Raw genomic sequence first — 18,727 nt, forward strand, 5'->3', positions numbered from 1 at the left:
CGTCCTTCGCGGTGCCCGGATCTCCCTCGCGCCCCGAGCGGCGGCCTGACCCCGCATCCCACGAACGCACACCTGAAAAGGACTCCAGTCCCGTCATGTCTTCTTCTCGTTCCTGGACCACCCGCGCCGAGACCGGCGCCGACGTCCCCGCCATCCGGGACATCGTCCGCACCGCCTTCCCCACCCCTGAGGAAGCCGCCCTCGTCGACGCGCTGCGCGCCGACCCCGGGGCGTGGATCGAGGGCCTGTCCCTCGTCGCGGTGGACGACGCCGACCGCCCGGTCGGCCACGCCCTGCTGACCCGCTGCCACATCGGGGACAGCCCCGCGCTGTGCCTGGCACCCGTCGCCGTCCGGCCCGCGTACCAGAACACCGGTGCCGGTACGGCCGCCGTCCGGGCCGCGCTCGCCGCCGCCGAGCGCCTCGGCGAGCACCATGTCGTCGTCCTCGGGCACCCGGAGTACTACCCCCGCTTCGGCTTCGCCCGCGCTTCCGCCCACGGCATCGGACTGACCATCGACGTCCCGGACGAGGCACTGATGGCCCTCACCCTGGACGCCGCCCACCCGCTGCCCGCCGGCACCGTCCGCTACGCGGCACCGTTCGGCATCTGACCCGACACTCCGTGTGGCGGCGGGAGGCTCTTCCGCCGCCACCCGGCATTTCCTCGGCCCAACCCCTTGACCCGACGCCCGCGGTCCTTCACATTGCTTGTTAATGCGCATTAGGTAATGCGCATTAACAGCTTTACGCGACGGAGCGACGGAGCGACGGAGAGGAGTGGTGGTGGCGAAGGAAGCCGCAGGGCGGGCGAGGCCGGGGAGGACCCCCGCGCCGGCCGGCCGGCGGGCCCGGCCGAGGCAGGCGGAGGTGGCCAGGCTCGCCGGTGTCTCCCAGGCGACGGTGTCCCTGGTGCTGTCCGGCCGCGACATCGCGACGGGCCGGCCGATCTCGGCGGAGACCCGCGCGAAGGTCCTGGACGCCGCCCACAGCCTCGGCTACGTCCCCGACCCGGCCGCCAGCCGGCTCGCCGCCGCCCGCAACAATCTGCTCGGCGTCTTCAGCTTCACCGCGACCTTCCCGACCGACGTCCGGCACTCGTACTACCCGTTCCTCGTCGGCGTGGAGCAGGAAGCCGCCGCGCAGGGCTACGACCTGGTGCTGTTCACCGGGTCGAGCACCGGAGGAGCGGGCGCCGGGGGAGCCGGCGCGCTCAACCGCGTACGGCTGGCGGACGGTTGCCTCTTCCTGGGCCGCCACGCCCCCGCGGACGAACTGCGCCGACTGGTCGCCGACGACTTCCCCGTCGTCCACGTCGGCCGGCGCGACGAGCCCGAGGGCCTCGCCTGGGTGGGTGCCGACTACGTCAGCGCCAGCCGCGAGGTCGTCACCGCGCTCGCCGGGCTCGGCCACCGGCGCGTCCTCCTCGTCCGCGAGGACGACGACGCCCCCGCCTCCACCGACCGCGAACGCGGCTTCCTCGACGGGCTCACGGACAGCGGCCTGCCCGCCGGTCCCGACGCCGTGTTCCGCTCCGGCGACCCGCGCGGCGACCTCACCGCCGACCGGGTCCGCGCCTGGGTGGCCGCCGGCGTCACCGCGTTCGTCGCCGAGGAGACCGACACCGGCGCCGCCTGGCGGGCCCTGCGCGCCGCCGTCGACGAGGCGGGTCTGGACTGTCCCGGCCAGGTGTCGCTCGCGCTGCTCGGCAGCCCGCCCGCCGACCTCGCCGACGAACCCGCGCCGATGGGCTTCGACATCCCGCGCCCCGCGCTGGGCGCCGAGGTCGTACGGCTGCTCGCCGCCCGCATCGCCGGCGGCCCCGCCGAGGGCACCCTCGTCGCCTGCGCCTTCAGGCCCGGCGCGACCGCGGGCCCACCCCCGGCCGCCCCCTGAACCACCCCGCCCACAGCACCGACCGCACCACCTAAGGAGCAGCAGCGTGATACCGGAACCCGACATCCTCGTCGTCGGCGGCGGCCTCGGCGGCGTCGCCGCGGCGCTCGCCGCCTGCCGGGCCGGCCGCAGTGTCGTCCTGACCGAGGAGACGGACTGGATCGGCGGCCAGCTCACCAGCCAGGCCGTGCCGCCCGACGAGCACCCGTGGGTCGAACAGTTCGGCACCACCGCCACCTACCGGCGACTGCGCGAGGGCATCCGCCAGTACTACCGCCAGTGGTACCCGCTGCGCGCCGAGGCCGCCGCCCTCACCGACCTCAACCCGGGCGCCGGCCGGGTCAGCAAGCTCTGCCACGAGCCGCGCGTCGCCCTCGCCGTCCTGGAGGGCATGCTCGCCCCGCACCGGGCGGCCGGACGGCTCACCGTCCTCACCGAGCACCGGCCGGTGGCCGCCGAGGCCGACAACGATGTCGTCCGCGCCGTCACGCTGGAGGACCTCCGCGACGGCACCCGCCGCACCGTCCCCGCCCGCTACGTCCTGGACGCCACCGAGACCGGCGAACTGCTCCACCTCGCGGGCGTCGAGCACGTCAACGGCGCCGAGTCCCGGGCCGAGTTCGACGAACCGCACGCCCCCGACGAGGCCCAGCCGGGCAACCAGCAGGGCATCACCGTCTGCTTCGCCCTCTCCCACCACGAGGGCCAGGACCACACCATCGACCGGCCCGCCGACTACGACTTCTGGCGCGACTACAAGCCCGACTTCTGGCCGGGGCCGCTGCTCGGCTTCGAGGCCCCCGACCCGCGCACCCTGGAACCGGTGCCGCGCACCTTCGCCCCCAACCCCGACCTCGACCCGCTGGCCGTCAGCGCCGACCAGAGCGCCGACGCGGGCGACAAGGAACTGTGGGGCTTCCGCCGCATTCTCGCCCGCAAGCTGCACACCGACGGCGCCTTCGACTCCGACATCACCCTCGTCAACTGGCCGCTCAACGACTACTGGCTGAAGCCCTACATCGGCCAGGAGGCCGAAGCCCTGCGCGAGGCCCGGCAGTTGTCCCTGTCGGTGCTGTACTGGCTGCAGACCGAGGCGCCCCGCGCCGACGGCGGCACCGGCTTCCCGGGGCTGCGCCCGCGCCCCGACGTGATGGGCACCGCCGACGGCCTCGCCAAGGCCGCCTACGTCCGCGAGTCCCGCCGTATCAAGGCCGTCACCACCGTCACCGAGCACGACGTCTCCATCGACCTGCTCGGACCCTACGGCCGCACCCGCCACCGCGACTCCGTGGGCGTCGGCAACTACCGCATCGACCTGCACCCCTCCACCGGTGGCGACGGCTACGTCGACATCGGCTCCGTCCCCTTCGAGATCCCGCTCGGCGCGCTCGTCCCGCGCCGGGTGCGCAACCTGCTGCCGGCCGGCAAGAACCTGGGCACCACCCACATCACCAACGGCTGCTACCGCCTGCACCCGGTGGAGTGGAACGTCGGCGAGGTCGCCGGAGCCCTCGCCGCCCACTGTCTCGCCGAGGACGTCGAGCCGCACGAGGTGCAGGCCGAGGACAAGAGGTTCGAGGAGTTCGCCAGGGTGCTCGACCGCGACGGCGTACAGCGTCACTGGCCCGACGTCAGGGGCTACTGAACGACCCCGCGCGGGACGGAAGTCCGGGCGGGGCAGCACCACCTGCCCCGCCCGGTGACCGCCCGCGCGTGGACCGACCCAGCACAAGGAGGTGCCCGGACATGACCACCCACCGCATCCGCGTCGGCATCGACGTGGGCGGAACCTTCACCGACGCCGTGGCGGTCGACGCCACGACGCTCGCGCTCGTGGGCCAGGTGAAGGTCCCCACGAGCCACCATCACGAGGACGGTGTCGCGCACGGCATCGTCGAGGCACTGGACCGGCTGCTGAAGCAGACCGGACACGCACCCGCCGACGTGGCCTTCCTGGCGCACGGCACGACCCAGGCTACCAACGCCCTGCTGGAGGGCGACGTCGCCACCGTCGGCCTGATCGGCATCGGCACCGGCGGCGGAACGTACTTCACCCGCAGGCTCGCCACGCTCGCCAAGCTCGAACTCACCCCCGGCAAACGGCTGCCGCTGCACTACGCGCACGTCCCCGACCCCGAGGACGCACCCGCCGTACGGGCCGCCGTCGAACAGCTCACCGCCGCCGGTGCCCAGGCCCTGGTGGCCAGCGAGCCCTTCGGCGTCGACCGCCCCGAGGGCGAGGAGGCGGTCGCCGACGCGGCCCGCACCACCGGCCTGCCGACCACCGCCGCGCACGAGATCACCTCCCTGTACGGGCTGCGCAAACGCACCCGCACCGCCGTCGTCAACGCGGCGATCCTGCCGCGCATGCTGGCCACCGCCGACCTCGTCGACGCCTCCATCACCAAGGCCGGTGTCACCGCGCCGCTGATGGTGATGCGCTGCGACGGGGGAGTGATGTCCCTGGACGAGATGCGCCGCAGGCCCCTGCTGACCGTGCTGTCCGGTCCGGCCGCCGGTGTGGCCGGCGCGCTGATGCAGGAACGCGTCAGCGAGGGCGTGTTCCTGGAGACCGGCGGCACCTCGACCGACATCAGCGTCGTCAAGCGCGGCAAGGTCGCGGTACGGCACGCCGTGCTGCTCGGCCGGACCTCCTACCTCAACGCCCTCGACGTCCGCACCGTCGGCGTCGGCGGCGGCTCCATGGTGCGCGTCTCGGGCGGCCGGGTCACCGGTACCGGACCGCGCAGCGCGCACATCGCCGGGCTGCCGTACGCCTGTTACGCCGACCCGGCCGACCTGCGGGACGCGAAGCTGACCACGATCAGCCCGCTGCCCGGCGACCCCGCCGACTACGCGGTCCTGGACGCGGCGGGCGGCCGGTTCGCCCTCACCATGACCTGCGCCGCCAACGCGCTGGGCCGGGTCCCCGAAGGCGACTTCGCGCACGCCGACCCCGGCACCGCCCGCGCCGCGCTGGCCCCGCTCGCCGCCGCCCTCGGCACCGACGTGGACACCGCCGCCGCCCGGCTCCTGGACGCCGGCACCGACCAGGTGAAGTCCGTCGTGGACGACCTGGTGCGCGAGTACCGCCTCGACACCGACACCGCCGTCCTGGTCGGCGGGGGCGGCGGCGCCGCCTCGGTCACCCCGCACCTGGCCGCCCGCTCCGGCATGACCGGCCGCATCGCCCAGCACAACGAGGTCATCAGCCCCATCGGCGTCGCCCTCGCCCTGGTGCGGGAACAGGTCGAGCGGATCGTGCCGGGCGCCACCCAGGAGCAGATCCTCGCCGTGCGCGCCGAGGCCGAGCGCGCCGTGGTCGAACAGGGCGCCGCCGCCGACGGCGTCGAGGTCGAGGTCACCGTCGACCCGCAGACCAACGTCGTACGCGCCATCGCCACCGGCGCCACCGAACTGCGCACCCAGGACCGGGCCCACCGGGCCGACGACGCCGAGCGCCTGCGGCTGGCCGCCGCCAGCCTCAAGACCGACCCGTCCCACGTGCACGTACTGGCCGGCACCCCCGCGCACACCGTGTACGGCGCCGAGGTCCGCCGCCGCTTCCGGCCCGTCCGCCACCCGGTCCGGGTCGTCGACGCCGACGGGGTCGTACGCCACCACGCGCCCGACGCCCGGGTCGAGGCGACCACCGTCGCCGCCGCCCCCGAGGCGCTCGCCAAGCTGGTCACCGAGAACACCTCCTACGGCGACGGAGGCGTGCGCGCCCCCGCCGTGCGGCTGCTGCTCGGCTCCCGCATCGCCGACCTCTCCGGCGTCCTGGACCCGCAGTCGCTGCTCGCCCTGGCCCGCAGCGAACTGCGTTCCCGCGCCGCCGACGAACCGGTGGTCGCCGTACTGGAGGTGCGCGAGTGACCGTCAAGAAGGCTCTCGTCCAGGCGGACCTCGCCGCCGTCGACGACATCGGGTGGGCGGTGCGGCTGCTGGCCGCCACGCCGACCCACGAGCACCGCGACCCGGAGCTGCTGCGCCGGTGGGCGCGGGCGGCCGACGCGTTCGGCTCCGCCCTCGCACCCGTGGCGTGCGGGGCCCGGATCGTCGAGCGCGACGGCGGACTGGAACTCGGGCTGCTCGCCCGGTACACCTCCAGACCGCCCACCGTCGAGCTGTACACCGACACGGTCGAACTCGCCGAACGGGTCGTGGACGCCCGCGGCTGGCGCGACTGGTACCCGCCCGGCTCGGTACGGGCGGCCGCCCTCGCCCACGAGGCGGTGCACGTCCACCTCCACCACGGCCCCGCGAAGGCCGCGCTGAAGCGCGCCCTGGGCCACAGCGCCCTGCGCCTGGGCCGGTTGCGCGTCCCCGGCCATGTCGCCGGGGCCGAGGAGGTGGCCGCCCACGCCTACGCCCGCACCGTCTGCGGACTCGGCCGCAGCCCGCTGCTGCTCACCGCCGCCCTGGCCGCCGAGACCGGGCACGGGGCCGAGACCGAGACCCGGACCGGCTCCGCGGCCGGGAGCACCCCACCACCCGCACGTGACGCAAGAAGAGAGAACTGACCCATGGGTGTCGTCATCCTCCTCGTCATGGCGGCCGGCGTGGCCGCGATGCTCACCCGCAAGCTGCCCACCGCCTTCGCGCTGGTGCTGCTGGCCGTGGTCATCGCCTTCCTCTCCGGTGCGCCCCTGACGGGCAAGAACAGCGTCCTGGACACGGTGCTCCAGGAGGGCGCCCCGGCGCTCGCGGCGACGATGGTCGCCATCATCCTCGGCTCCTGGCTCGGCAAGCTGCTCGACGAGACCGGCATCGCCGGCACCCTCGTCCGCAAGATCGTCGAGTTCGGCGGCGACCGGCCCACCGTCGTCGCCCTCGGCGTCCTCGCCGTCTCGGCGCTCGTCGGCACGGTCACCGGCTCGGCACCGGCCGCGATGCTGGCCGGCATCATCGGCATCCCCGCCATGGTGGCCGTCGGCGTGCCCAAGGTGACCGCCGCGGGCACGGTGCTGATGGGCATCGCGGTCGGGGTCCCCTTCGAACTGCCGGTCTGGCAGTTCTTCTCCACCGCCCTCGACCTCCCGGTCGACACCGTCCGCGGCTTCATGGTGAAGCTGTTCCCGTTCGCCCTGGTCGCCGCCGTCGCCTACGTCGTCATCGAGAACCGGCGGCGCGGCACCGAGCACGCCTGGTCGCTCACGTCGGTCTCCGCGCGCCCCGCCCCGCGCCGCGAACGCCTCGGCGACGCACCCTGGTACGCGCTGCTCGCCCCCGTGATCCCGCTGGTCCTGGCCCTCGGCCTGGAAGTGGCCATCATCCCCTCGATGCTGGCCGGTGTGCTCTACGCGCTGGTCACCACCACCCGGCCCGGCGAGATGAACAAGCGGCTGCTGCGCACCCTGTACGGCGGCTTCGAGGTGGCCGCGCCGCCGCTCGCCCTGTTCGTGGCGATCGGCATCCTGCTCGCGGCCGTCAAACTCCCCGGCGCGGTGGACGCGCTGGAACCGCTGGTGAAGGCGGTCAGCCCGCAGAACCCGGTGCTGTTCGTCCTCGTCTTCACCGTGCTGGTGCCGCTGTGCCTGTACCGCGGCCCGCTCAACGTGTTCGGGCTCGGCGCGGGCATCGCGGGCGTCCTCATCGCCACCGGCATCTACCCGGCCGTCGCCGTCCTCGGCATGGCCACCTCGTACAACCAGGTCTTCGGCGTCGCCGACCCCACCAGCACGCAGACCGTGTGGGCCGCGCAGTACGCCGGAGTCAGCCCGCAGCAGGTCATGGTCCGCACCCTGCCCTACGTATGGCTGGTCGCCCTCGGCGGCATGTGCGTCACCGCCGCCCTGTACCTGTGACCTCCCCCCCCCTGACCCAGGAGACGACATGCACGAGCCGCACCTCGACCGCCGTCTGTTCCTGAAGGGCACGGCCGTCACCGGCGCCGCCCTCGCGCTGGGCACCACCGCCGCGCCCACCGCCTCGGCCGCACCCGGCGGCTTCCCCGACTACACCTACGTCCGCACCCTGCTGACGCCGTCCAAGCTGGCCTACAACCCCACCGGCGAGATCATCTTCCCGACCGTCCGGGGCGTCTACGACCGGCTGCCCGCGAGCGGCCGGCTCGGCCGCTACTACCTCTACTACGCCCCGCACGACGCCCCCGGCGGCATCTGCCTGGCCTACGGCGACTCGCTGGAGGGCCCCTTCACGGAGTACCCGCACAACCCGATCGTCTCCAACAAGTGGTCGCCGCACTACTCCGTCATCCACGTCTCCTCGCCGCACGTGATGTGGCACGCCGGACGGAAGGAGATGTGGCTGTACTTCCACGGCGAGAACACCACGACCAGGCTCGCCCGCTCCACCGACGGCATCCACTTCTCCTACGACAAGGTCGTGCTGACCACCTCGATGCTGCCGTCCGGCACCACCGAGACCTCCTACGCGCGGGTCTTCCCGCACGAACTGCCCTCGCGCGGCGCGCACTACGTCATGGTCTTCATGGTCAACAACACCACCAACCACCGCGACATCGGCTGGGGCTGGTCCGCCGACGGCCGCACCTGGACGTTCGCCCAGGAGCCCCTGGTGCGCCACGGCGACGTCGGCGCGGTCAACGTGGGCGGGCCGCACCTGCTGCACCGGAACAACAGCACGTACGTCGTCTACAACAAGGACAAGGAGAGCGGCGGCGACCTGATGATCACCGAGGTCGGCAACGACTTCTCGCTCCGCAGGCACCTCGGCGTCTTCTACGACTCCCGTGGCTCCGCGCCGGAGAACGGCCGCGCGGCCTCTCCGTCCTTCGGCACCGACCGCGGCGTCCCGTACATGATCTACGAGGCGGGGGAGCGGCTGGCGGGTTCGATCGCGATGGCCCGCGGCTGACCCCCGGTCCGCCACCGCACACGGCAGCGGGGCCGCGCGTCCGGATCGGACGGGCGGCCCCGCTGTCTTCTCGCCGGGTGCCTCAGGCGACGGGCGCCGGGTCCTTGTCGGTCGGCGCGGCACCGCCCTCGCCGGCCTCCTCGGCCAGGCGCTCCATGCCGCTGGTGGTCTTCAGCGGCTTCTCCTTGATGAACACGACGGCGACCAGCGCGAGCACCGCGAACGGCGTGGCGATCAGGAACAGGTCGGCCGTGGCGACGGCGTAGGCGTGCTCGATGATCGTCCGCAGCGGGCCGGGCAGCGTGGACATGTCCGGGACGCTGCCCTCGCCCGAGCCACCGCCACCGGGGGCGGTGATACCGGCGTTGCCGAGTCCCTTGGCCGTCTCGTCGGCGACCCGGTTGGCGAGGATGGCGCCGAGGACGCTGACGCCGATGGTGCCGCCCATGCTGCGGAAGAACGACAGCACGGAGGTCGCGGCGCCCAGGTCGGCGGCGGGCACGTCGTTCTGGGCGGCCAGCACCAGGTTCTGCATCAGCATGCCGACGCCGACACCCAGGATCGCCATGTAGAGGCTGAGCAGGCCGAAGTGGGTCTTCGCGTCGATCGTGGCCAGCAGCGCGAGACCGACGGACATGATCACCGCCCCCGCCACCAGGTACCGCTTCCACTTGCCGGTCCGGCTGATCACCTGTCCGGCGACGGTGGACGACACCAGCAGGCCGAGGATCATCGGCAGGCTCATCAGACCCGCGACGGTCGGCGACTTGCCCAGCGAGATCTGGAAGTACTGCGAGAGGAAGACCGTCCCGCCGAACATGGCGACACCGACCAGGAGACTGGCGACGGTGGTCAGGGTGACCGTGCGGTTCTTGAAGATGCCGAGCGGGATGACCGGCTCGGCGGTGCGGGACTCGACGACCACCGCCGCGACCAGCAGCAGGACGCCGCCGCCGGTGAGGACACCGGTCTGCCAGGACGCCCAGTCGAACTCGTTGCCGGCCAGCGACACCCAGATCAGCAGCGCGCAGACACCGGCGACGATCAGGAACGCGCCGAGCCAGTCGATGCGCACCTCGCGCTTGACCGTGGGCAGGCGCAGGGTGCGCTGCAGCAGGGCGATGGCGAGCAGGGCGAACGGCACGCCGATGAAGAAGCACCAGCGCCAGCCCAGCCACGAGGTGTCCACCAGGACGCCGCCGACCAGCGGCCCGGCGACGGTGCCCACGGCGAAGACGGCACCGAAGATGCCGGCGTACTTGCCCAGCTGGCGGGGCGGGATGACGGAGGCCATCACGACCTGCGCGAGCGCGGTCAGACCGCCCGCGCCGATGCCCTGCACCACCCGGCTGAAGATCAGCAGGCCGACGCCGTGCGAGAAACCGGCCAGCAGCGAGCCGACCACGAACATGCTCAGCGACAGCTGGAGCAGCAGCTTCTTGTTGAAGAGGTCGGACAGCTTGCCCCACAGGGGCACCGTGGCGGTCATCGCCAGCAGTTCGGAGGTGACGACCCAGGTGTAGGACGACTGGCTGGCGCCCAGGTCGGCGATGATGGTGGGCAGCGCGTTGGCCACGACCGTACCGGCCAGGATCGCGACGAACATGCCGGCCATCAGACCCGACATGGCCTGGAGTATCTGCCGGTGGGTCATCGAGGTGGGAGGCGCGTCGGCGGGCGCCTGGGTAGCGGTCACGGCATCTCTTTCGTGTGGTGGGTCCTGGTGGGTCGCGAGCCCGGCGCGGAGGCTACGCGGGGGGTGCCGGGAGACCGGCGGCGAGGAGGGTGAACACCTCGTGGAAGACGTCGAGGAAGACGGCTTCCTCCTGGTGGGCGGACCAGTGGTCCATGCTGGTGCGCACCGCGGCGCCCGCCACCGCGGCCAGCAGCCGCGGGTAGAGCCCCGACCCGGGGCCGGGCTCCGACCCGGGCCCGGTGGCGTCCGGGACGCCGACCCGGCGCAGTCGTTCGGCGATGGCGTCGGCCAGGTCCGCCTCGGCCGCCATGTGGGCCCCGACACCGCGCGCCAGGAGGTGCGGCGAGGCGTGCAGGACCTTGGCGTGCAGCCGCCACAGTTCGTGCTGCTGTTCCGCCTCGGCCAGCTCCGCCGCCATGGCCTCGCGCAGGGCTGCCAGCGGGGAGAATTCGGCCGGTGCTTCCAGGACGGCGCGCCGCATGCGTGCGCCGGCGTCCGCGTCGACCACCACGAAGGCGTCGTCGCGGCTGTCGAAGTAGTTGAAGAAGGTACGCACGGACACACCGGCCGCGGCGCTGATCGCCTCGACGGTGACCTTCTCCGCCCCGTGTTCGGCGGCGAGCCGTACCGCGGCCTCGGACAGAGCGGCACGCGTGGCCCGCTTCTTCCGCTCCCGCAGTCCGCCCCTCGCGGCCCCCTTCTCCGACATAAGTTGCATGATATGCAAAGATGCACGACATGCAAAATTGGCCCGCCGTCCCGCGCCGGTGTCGGCGGCCCCGTCGAGGCGGGCCGCCGCCTGGTCGGGCAACACCTGTGTGAGACGCCGAAGTTGGGGTAGCCGCTGCACCAGCACGGCCGGCACCGGGGTCGGCGCCGGTGACGGCCGTGCTGTTCCCGTCACGCACCGTCGCCCACCGCCCACCGCCCCGCGGCACCGGCGCTCCGTGACCCGTTCGGAACACCACGTGACCCGAACGGCCCTCTCGGGTACCCGCCCGGTCGGCGCAGGGTTGGGATGTGCACGGGCACCCCGTGCCCGCGCGCCCCGACCGGCTGTCCCGACACGGAAGGACCACCGATGTCCGTCGACCAGCAGCAGGCGCCCCCCGAGCTCACCGACGAGGAGCTCGCCGGCCTGGACGCCCACTGGCGCGCCGCCAACTACCTCGCCGTCGGCCAGATCTACCTGATGGCCAACCCCCTGCTCGCCGAACCCCTGCGCCCCGAGCACGTCAAGCCGCGCCTGCTCGGCCACTGGGGCACCTCACCCGGCCTCAACCTGGTCCACACCCACCTCAACCGGGTCATCAAGGCCCGTGACCTCGACGCCCTGTGCGTCTGGGGGCCCGGCCACGGCGGTCCCGCCGTGCTGGCCAACGCCTGGCTGGAGGGCTCGTACACCGAGACCTACCCGGACGTCACCCGGGACGCGGCCGGCATGGCCCGGCTGTTCAAGCAGTTCTCCTTCCCCGGCGGCGTACCGAGCCACGTCGCGCCCGAGACGCCGGGCTCGATCCACGAGGGCGGCGAACTGGGCTACGCGCTCTCGCACGCCTACGGCGCCGCCTTCGACCACCCGGACCTGGTGGTCGCCTGTGTGATCGGCGACGGCGAGGCGGAGACCGGCCCGCTGGCGACGTCCTGGCACTCCAACAAGTTCCTCGACCCGGTGCACGACGGCGCCGTCCTGCCGATCCTGCACCTCAACGGCTACAAGATCGCCAACCCGACGGTGCTCGCCCGCCTCCCGGAGGGCGAGCTCGACGAACTCCTGCGCGGCTACGGCCACGACCCGATCCACGTCACCGGCGACGACCCGGCCGCGGTCCACCGCGCGACGGCCCACGCCATGGACACCGCCCTGGACCGCATCGCCGCGATCCAGCGCGCAGCCCGCGAGGAGGGCGCCACCGGCCGCCCCCGCTGGCCGATGATCGTCCTGAGCACTCCCAAGGGCTGGACCGGCCCCGCGGTGGTCGACGGACTGCCCGTGGAGGGCACCTGGCGCGCCCACCAGGTGCCCCTGTCCGCCGTACGGACCGATCCCGAGCACCTCGCGCAGCTGGAGCAGTGGTTGCGCTCCTACCGACCCGAGGAGCTGTTCGACGACGCCGGAGCCCCGCGGCCCGCCGTCCTCGCCGCCGTCCCCGAGGGGCCGCGCCGCCTGGGCGCCACCCCCTTCGCCAACGGCGGCCTCCTGCTGCGCGAGCTGCCCATGCCCGCGCTGGAGAAGTACGCCGTGCCCGTCGACAAACCCGGCGCGAGCACGCACGAGCCCACCCGGGTCCTCGGCGACCTGCTCCGGGACGTCATGGACGCCACCGCCGAACGGCGCGACTTCCGGCTCGTCGGCCCCGACGAGACCGCCTCCAACCGCCTCCAGGCCGTCTACGCCGCCAGCGGCAAGGCATGGCAGGAGCGGACGCTGCCCGTCGACGAGGACCTGGACCGGCACGGCCGCGTGATGGAGATCCTGTCCGAACACACCTGCCAGGGCTGGCTGGAGGGCTACCTCCTCACCGGCCGGCACGGACTGTTCTCCTGCTACGAGGCCTTCGTCCACATCGTCGACTCGATGGTCAACCAGCACGTCAAATGGCTGCGCGTGACCCGCCGCCTGCCCTGGCGCGCGCCGATCGCCTCCCTCAACTACCTGCTCACCTCCCACGTGTGGCGCCAGGACCACAACGGCTTCTCGCACCAGGACCCCGGTTTCGTCGACCACATCCTCAACAAGAGCCCCGAGGCGGTCCGGGTCTATCTGCCGCCGGACGCCAACACCCTGCTCTCCGTCGCCGACCATGCCCTGCGCAGCCGCGACTACGTCAACGTGATCGTCGCCGGCAAGCAGCCCTGCTTCGACTGGCTGACCATGGAACAGGCGAAGGCGCACTGCGCGCGCGGCGCCGGCATCTGGGACTGGGCCGGCACCGAGGACGGCGGCCGCGAGCCCGACGTCGTGCTCGCCTGCGCGGGCGACGTCCCGACCCAGGAGGTGCTGGCCGCCGCCCAGCTTGTCCGCCGCCACCTGCCCGACCTCGCCGTGCGGGTGGTGAACGTGGTGGACATCGCCCGCCTGCTGCCCAGCGGGGAACACCCGCACGGCATGAGCGACTTCGAGTACGACGGACTGTTCACCGCCGACAAGCCGGTGATCTTCGCCTACCACGGGTACCCCTGGCTGATCCACCGGCTCGCCTACCGGCGCACCGGCCACGCCCACCTGCACGTGCGCGGCTACAAGGAGATCGGAACCACCACCACACCGTTCGACATGGTGGTCGGCAACGACCTGGACCGCTACCGCCTCGTCATGGACGTCATCGACCGCGTGCCCGGCCTCGCCGTGCGCGCCGCCGCCGTACGGCAGCGGATGGAGGACGCCCGGCTGCGGCACCACGAATGGATCCGCGAACACGGCGTGGACCTGCCCGAGGTCGCCGACTGGACCTGGGAGGGCTCGCGGTGACCGCGACCCCCTCGACCTGGGACTACGACCACTACGACCCTGCGGAGGAACGGCTGCGCGAGTCCCTGTGCACCCTCGGCAACGGCTACTTCGCCACCCGCGGCGCCCTGCCCGAGTGCGCCGCCGACGACGTGCACTACCCGGGCACCTACGTGGCCGGCTGCTACAACCGGCTCACCTCCGCCGTCGCGGGGCGCGAGGTCGAGAACGAGGACATGGTCAACCTCCCCAACTGGCTGCCGCTGCGCTTCAGGACCGCCGGAGGGGACTGGCTCACGCCCGACACCGCCGAGGTGCTCGACCACCGTCAGACCGTGCACCTGGACTCGGGCGTCCTGGAGCGCCTCACCCGCTTCGGGCTCGACGGGGAGCGCCTGCTGTCCGTGCGCCAGCTGCGCCTGGTGCACATGGCCGATCCCCACCTCGCCGCCCTGCGCACGGAGTTCACCGTCGAGGGCGGCCCGGCCGACCTGGAGGTGGAGGCCGCCCTCGACGGCGGCGTCACCAACTCCGGCGTGCCGCGCTACCGGGACCTCGACGGCCACCACCTCACCCACGTGCACACCGACAGCGCCGCCGACGACATGGTGTGGCTGCGCTGCCGGACCCGCACCTCGGACATCCGGATCGGCATGGCCGCCCGCACCACCGCGGACGCGCCGGTCACCGCGGCCCGTGAGCACCTGTGCGTCACCCAGCGCGCCGCCCTGCGCGCCGAACCGGGCCGCACCGTCACCGTCGACAAGGTCGTGGCCCTGCACACCTCGCGCGACCCGGCGATCAGCGACCCGCTCCAGGCCGCGATCGACCGGGTGGCCGGAACCCCCGGCTTCGACGACCTGCTGGTCAGCCACCGCGCCGCCTGGGGCCAGCTGTGGCGCCGCGCCGAACTGGACGTCCCCGGCGAGGCGGGCAGCATCCTGCGCCTGCACCTCTTCCACGTGCTGCAGACCCTCTCCCCGCACACCGCCGACCTCGACGTGGGCGTACCGGCGCGCGGACTGCACGGGGAGGCCTACCGCGGCCACGTCTTCTGGGACGAGCTGTTCGTCCTGCCCTACCTGAACCTGCACTTCCCGGAGGTCTCCCGCGCCCTGCTGCACTACCGGCACCGCCGCCTGGAGAAGGCCCGCTCCGCCGCCCGCGCGATCGGCAGGCGCGGCGCGCTCTACCCCTGGCAGAGCGGGAGCGACGGCCGCGAGGAGACCCAGCAGCTGCACCTCAACCCGCGCTCGGGCCGCTGGCTCCCCGACCACTCCCACCTCCAGCACCACGTCGGGTCGGCCATCGCGTACAACGTGTGGCAGTACTGCGAGGCGAGCGGCGACGCCGAGTTCCTGCACACCAAGGGCGCCGAGACGCTGCTGCAGATCGCGCGCTTCTGGGCCGACTCCGCCCTCTGGGACGAGCGGCTCGGGCGGCACCGCATCCGGGGCGTCGTCGGCCCCGACGAGTACCACGAGGCCTACCCCGGCGCCGACCGGCCGGGCCTGGACGACAACGCCTACACCAACGTCACCGCCGCCTGGGTGCTGTCCCGCACCCTCGACGTCCTCGCCGACCTGCCCGAACCCCGCCGCCGTGAACTCGTCGAGCGCACCGCCCTGGACGACGCGGAACTGGAACAGTGGGACAGCGTCTCCCGCACCCTCCACGTCCCCTTCCACGAGGGCGTCGTCAGCCAGTTCGAGGGGTACGGCGAACTCGCCGAACTCGACTGGGCGGGCTACCGCGAGCGGTACGGCGACATCCGGCGCCTCGACCGTCTCCTGGAGGCCGAGAACGACAGCGTCAACAACTACCAGGCGTCCAAACAGGCCGACGTCCTCATGCTGGGCTACCTGTTCTCCCCGGCCGAACTCCGTTCACTGTTCCGGCGGTTGGGCTACAGCCTCGACGAGCGGACCTGGCAGCGCACCGTCGACCACTACCTGGCCCGCACCAGCCACGGCTCCACCCTCAGCGGACTCGTCCACGGCTGGATCCTGGCCCGCGCCCGCCGCGCCGAGGCCTGGACGTACGTCCAGGAGGCACTCAAGGGCGACGTCGCCGACCTCCAGGGCGGCACCACCGGCGAGGGCATCCACCTGGGGGCCATGGCGGGCACCCTCGACCTCGTCCAGCGCGGTCTGACCGGCCTGGAGACCCGCGCGGGCGCACTGTGGCTGGACCCGGTGCCGCTGCCGGAGCTGTCGTCGTACGGCTTCTCCGTGCGCTACCAGGGCCACTGGGGTGTGCGGTTCCGGCTGGAGCACGGCCGGCTGGAGATCGCCGTGCCCGCGGCCGGCCCGCTGCCGATCGACGTCCGGCTGCCGGACCGCGAGGTGCGCCTCCAGCCGGGCGACACCTGCCGGCTGGTGCTGCCGGACTGACCGGCGGACCGCTCGGCCCCGTCGCCCAGTCAGCCAGTCAGCCAGTCAGCCGGTCAGCCGGGCAACGGGTAGGTCACCGTGCGGGGGGACCCGTCCGGCCTGCCGTCGGTGTAGGTGAGGGTGATCCGGGTGAAGTGCGCCTGGCCCGTGCCCTGCTCCCCGCCCGTCGGCATGTCGAGCCGCACGGTCACCGGGTAGGAGTGGAAGGCGCCCGCGGCGCAGTCGGGTTCGCAGTCGTTCACGGCGTTCGTGCCGCGGCCCACGGCGGCCTGCGGGTCCCAGCGGAACCAGCGCAGGGAGACCAGGCGGCTGTTGCCGTCCCCGCAGGCGAGCACGTACGCCCCGGGCCCGATCTGCGGCTGCCCGGAGCAGTCGACCAGCACCGGATCCTGCGTCTGCTGGGTCCGCGCCGCGGGCTGTGCCGACGGTGCGGCGGATGCCGTGCCCACCAGGGGTACTGCGAGCGCGGCGGCGGCACAGAGTGTGACCGCTGCCCTCATCGGGTTCCTGCCCATGTCTGCTCCCGCCGTCTCGGGGTCGCTTGCCTGCGCTTTCCCCTTTCTCCGTTCCGACCGTACGACCGTGTCCGTGAACGCACCACTCGTACGGAGCAGCGGGCCGGGACCGCCGGGGCGTCGGCCCGCACGCCGGCCCGGCCCTCCGGTTCGTGCGACAAGACGCCGATTGCATCCCCCGAGTGGTCCTCGCGGCGGCCCGCAACCGCAGTCCGCGCCCCGGTGTCTCATGCCGTCAAGAACGGCGACCCGACCGGGCGCCCCCTCACGTGGAGGACCGCGGTATGCACCCGACGACTGCTCCGACCGCCGCCGCCCCGACGCACGCGCACGCCCGCGACACGGGCGACTTCCTGCTCCAGCCGCCGGACCCCGCCCGGCGCGTCCCCTGCCGCGTCGACCCCGTCGACCTGCGCCGCCTCGACCTGCTCGCCCTGCTGACCGCCGCCGGCATCGCGCCCTCGGCCGGGGACCGGGCCGCCATCGAGCAGCTCAGCGTGCTGCCCGGCAGTGTGCACACGGCACTGCACCGGTGGCTGGAGCAGGCGTACGGGTTCTGCCGCTGAGGCCGCTGAGGCCGCTGAGGCCGCTGAGGCCGGGCTGAGGCAGGGCTGAGGCCGCCGAGGCCGCTGAGGTGCTGTGAGGCCGCCGAGGTCAGAAGTCGACGGGGTCACGCACCAGCGGACACGTCATGCAGTGCCCACCGCCGCGCCCCCGGCCCAGTTCCGCGCCCACGATGGTGACGACCTCCACCCGGGCCTCGCGCAGCAGCGCGTTGGTCAGGGTGTTGCGGTCGTAGGTGAACACCACGCCCGGTTCCACCGCGACCGCGTTGTTGCCGCTGTCCCACTGCTGGCGCTCGGAGGCGTAGGCGTCGCCGCCCGTCTCCACCACCCGCAGCTTCGGCAGCCCGAGCGCCTTGGCGACGACCTCGACGAAGGGCGTCGTCCCCTCGTCGACGACGTCGAAGCCGGGGGCCCGGTCGCCGGGGCGCAGCGAGAAGGTGTGCACCGCGTCCATGATGCGGGGGTAGAGGGTCACCACGTCGCGGTCGGCGAAGGTGAAGACCGTGTCCAGGTGCATGGCTGACCGCAGCTTCGGCATCCCCGCGACGACGACGTGCTCGGCGGCGCCGTTGCGGAACAGCGCGGCGGTGACCTGCGTGATGGCCTGCCGCGAGGTGCGCTCGCTCATGCCCATGAGGACGACCCCGTTGCCCACCGGCATGATGTCGCCGCCCTCGAAGGTGGCCTGCCCCCAGTCCTGCTCGGGGTCGCCCCACCACACCGTCGAGCCCCTGAAGTCGGGGTGGAAGGTGTAGATCGCCTTCATCAGCAGCGTCTCGTCGTGCCGCGCGGACCAGTACAGCGGGTTGAGGGTGAGACCGCCGTACAGCCAGCAGGTGGTGTCACGCGTGTACAGGGTGTTGGGCAGCGGGGGCATCAGGTACTCGCGGGCGCCGGTGGACTCGCGGGCCAGTGCGAGGTGCGGGGAGCGGAAGTCCTCGGGCAGGTCGGTGGTGGCGAGCCCGCCGATGAGGTAGTCGGCGAGTTCCCGCGGCGAGAGGCCCTCCAGATAGGCGCGGGTGGCGTCGATGAGACCGATGCCGACCTGGTTGGCGACGATCTTGCGGTCCAGGAGCCAGGTCCTGGCCTCCGGAACGGCCATGATCTGCGCCAGCAGATCGTGCAGCTCCACCACCTCCACCCCGCGCCGGCGCAGTTCACCGACGAAGGCGGCGTGGTCGCGCTGGGCGTTCTCCACCCACATGACGTCGTCGAAGAGCAACTCGTCGGAGTTGGTGGGGGTCAGCCGCCGGTGCGCAAGGCCGGGGGAGCACACCAGGACCTTGCGCAGCCTGCCGACCTCGGAATGGACGCCGAGCGCGGGCTTCACGGCGCTCTCGTTGCTGGTCACACGGCCTCCTTGAGGGATG

Annotated in this window: 14 protein-coding genes; 10 read left to right on the forward strand and 4 right to left on the reverse strand. The window is 73.0% G+C overall.

From position 1 onward, the window contains the following. The first annotated feature begins 95 nt into the window (after window positions 1-95). From BZZ08_RS17990 to BZZ08_RS18020, 7 genes are all read left to right on the forward strand, one after another. The gene (locus BZZ08_RS17990) at window positions 96-614 is read left to right on the forward strand and encodes a GNAT family N-acetyltransferase (RefSeq protein WP_104633260.1); all 519 of its coding nucleotides are present in this window, start codon (window positions 96-98) and stop codon (window positions 612-614) included. A 256-nt stretch (window positions 615-870) separates the two neighbouring features. Further along, the gene (locus tag BZZ08_RS17995) at window positions 871-1,896 is read left to right on the forward strand and encodes a LacI family DNA-binding transcriptional regulator (RefSeq protein ID WP_241965502.1); all 1,026 of its coding nucleotides are present in this window, start codon (window positions 871-873) and stop codon (window positions 1,894-1,896) included. A gap of 46 nt (window positions 1,897-1,942) precedes the next feature. Further along, window positions 1,943-3,541 carry an FAD-dependent oxidoreductase gene (locus BZZ08_RS18000; RefSeq protein ID WP_104633261.1) on the forward strand — a complete coding sequence of 533 codons (1,599 nt, stop codon included), beginning with the start codon at window positions 1,943-1,945 and terminating at the stop codon, window positions 3,539-3,541. A 101-nt stretch (window positions 3,542-3,642) separates the two neighbouring features. Beyond that, the gene (locus tag BZZ08_RS18005) at window positions 3,643-5,772 is read left to right on the forward strand and encodes a hydantoinase/oxoprolinase family protein (RefSeq protein ID WP_104633262.1); all 2,130 of its coding nucleotides are present in this window, start codon (window positions 3,643-3,645) and stop codon (window positions 5,770-5,772) included. Continuing rightward, the gene (locus tag BZZ08_RS18010) at window positions 5,769-6,419 is read left to right on the forward strand and encodes a hypothetical protein (protein ID WP_104633263.1); all 651 of its coding nucleotides are present in this window, start codon (window positions 5,769-5,771) and stop codon (window positions 6,417-6,419) included. Before BZZ08_RS18005 ends, BZZ08_RS18010 begins: the two co-directional genes overlap by 4 nt. Before the next feature lie 3 nt (window positions 6,420-6,422). After that, window positions 6,423-7,703, forward strand: a complete 1,281-nt coding sequence (locus tag BZZ08_RS18015) for a TRAP transporter large permease subunit (protein WP_104633264.1) — start codon at window positions 6,423-6,425, stop codon at window positions 7,701-7,703. A 28-nt stretch (window positions 7,704-7,731) separates the two neighbouring features. Then, window positions 7,732-8,736: a twin-arginine translocation signal domain-containing protein gene (locus BZZ08_RS18020; RefSeq protein ID WP_104633265.1), complete on the forward strand. Its 1,005-nt coding sequence runs from the start codon at window positions 7,732-7,734 to the stop codon at window positions 8,734-8,736. A gap of 82 nt (window positions 8,737-8,818) precedes the next feature. Here the strand turns inward: BZZ08_RS18020 and BZZ08_RS18025 are convergent, their stop codons facing one another. After that, window positions 8,819-10,390 carry an MDR family MFS transporter gene (locus tag BZZ08_RS18025; RefSeq protein WP_241965505.1) on the reverse strand — a complete coding sequence of 524 codons (1,572 nt, stop codon included), beginning with the start codon at window positions 10,388-10,390 and terminating at the stop codon, window positions 8,819-8,821. Window positions 10,391-10,484: 94 nt separating this feature from the next. Continuing rightward, window positions 10,485-11,150: a TetR/AcrR family transcriptional regulator gene (locus tag BZZ08_RS18030; RefSeq protein WP_104633267.1), complete on the reverse strand. Its 666-nt coding sequence runs from the start codon at window positions 11,148-11,150 to the stop codon at window positions 10,485-10,487. Between the two features lie 363 nt (window positions 11,151-11,513). On the opposite strand from BZZ08_RS18030, the gene BZZ08_RS18035 reads away from it, so the two are divergent. Together BZZ08_RS18035 and BZZ08_RS18040 are read left to right on the forward strand one after the other, a co-directional pair. Then, complete coding sequence (locus tag BZZ08_RS18035; RefSeq protein ID WP_104633268.1) at window positions 11,514-13,904, forward strand: phosphoketolase family protein; 2,391 nt, start codon at window positions 11,514-11,516, stop codon at window positions 13,902-13,904. Then, the gene (locus tag BZZ08_RS18040; RefSeq protein WP_104633269.1) at window positions 13,901-16,276 is read left to right on the forward strand and encodes a glycoside hydrolase family 65 protein; all 2,376 of its coding nucleotides are present in this window, start codon (window positions 13,901-13,903) and stop codon (window positions 16,274-16,276) included. Before BZZ08_RS18035 ends, BZZ08_RS18040 begins: the two co-directional genes overlap by 4 nt. Before the next feature lie 53 nt (window positions 16,277-16,329). Here the strand turns inward: BZZ08_RS18040 and BZZ08_RS18045 are convergent, their stop codons facing one another. After that, window positions 16,330-16,791, reverse strand: a complete 462-nt coding sequence (locus BZZ08_RS18045) for a hypothetical protein (RefSeq protein WP_104633270.1) — start codon at window positions 16,789-16,791, stop codon at window positions 16,330-16,332. Window positions 16,792-17,075: 284 nt separating this feature from the next. Here BZZ08_RS18045 and BZZ08_RS18050 point away from each other — a divergent pair, with 284 nt between their 5' ends. Beyond that, complete coding sequence (locus BZZ08_RS18050) at window positions 17,076-17,357, forward strand: hypothetical protein (protein ID WP_104633271.1); 282 nt, start codon at window positions 17,076-17,078, stop codon at window positions 17,355-17,357. A gap of 88 nt (window positions 17,358-17,445) precedes the next feature. Here the strand turns inward: BZZ08_RS18050 and BZZ08_RS18055 are convergent, their stop codons facing one another. After that, entirely contained in the window at window positions 17,446-18,708 is a 1,263-nt protein-coding gene (locus BZZ08_RS18055) for an arginine deiminase (RefSeq protein ID WP_104633272.1), read from the reverse strand. Window positions 18,709-18,727 lie beyond the last annotated feature (19 nt).

Origin of the sequence: Streptomyces sp. MH60 (assembly GCF_002939385.1) — a bacterium.
GTDB lineage: Bacteria > Actinomycetota > Actinomycetes > Streptomycetales > Streptomycetaceae > Streptomyces.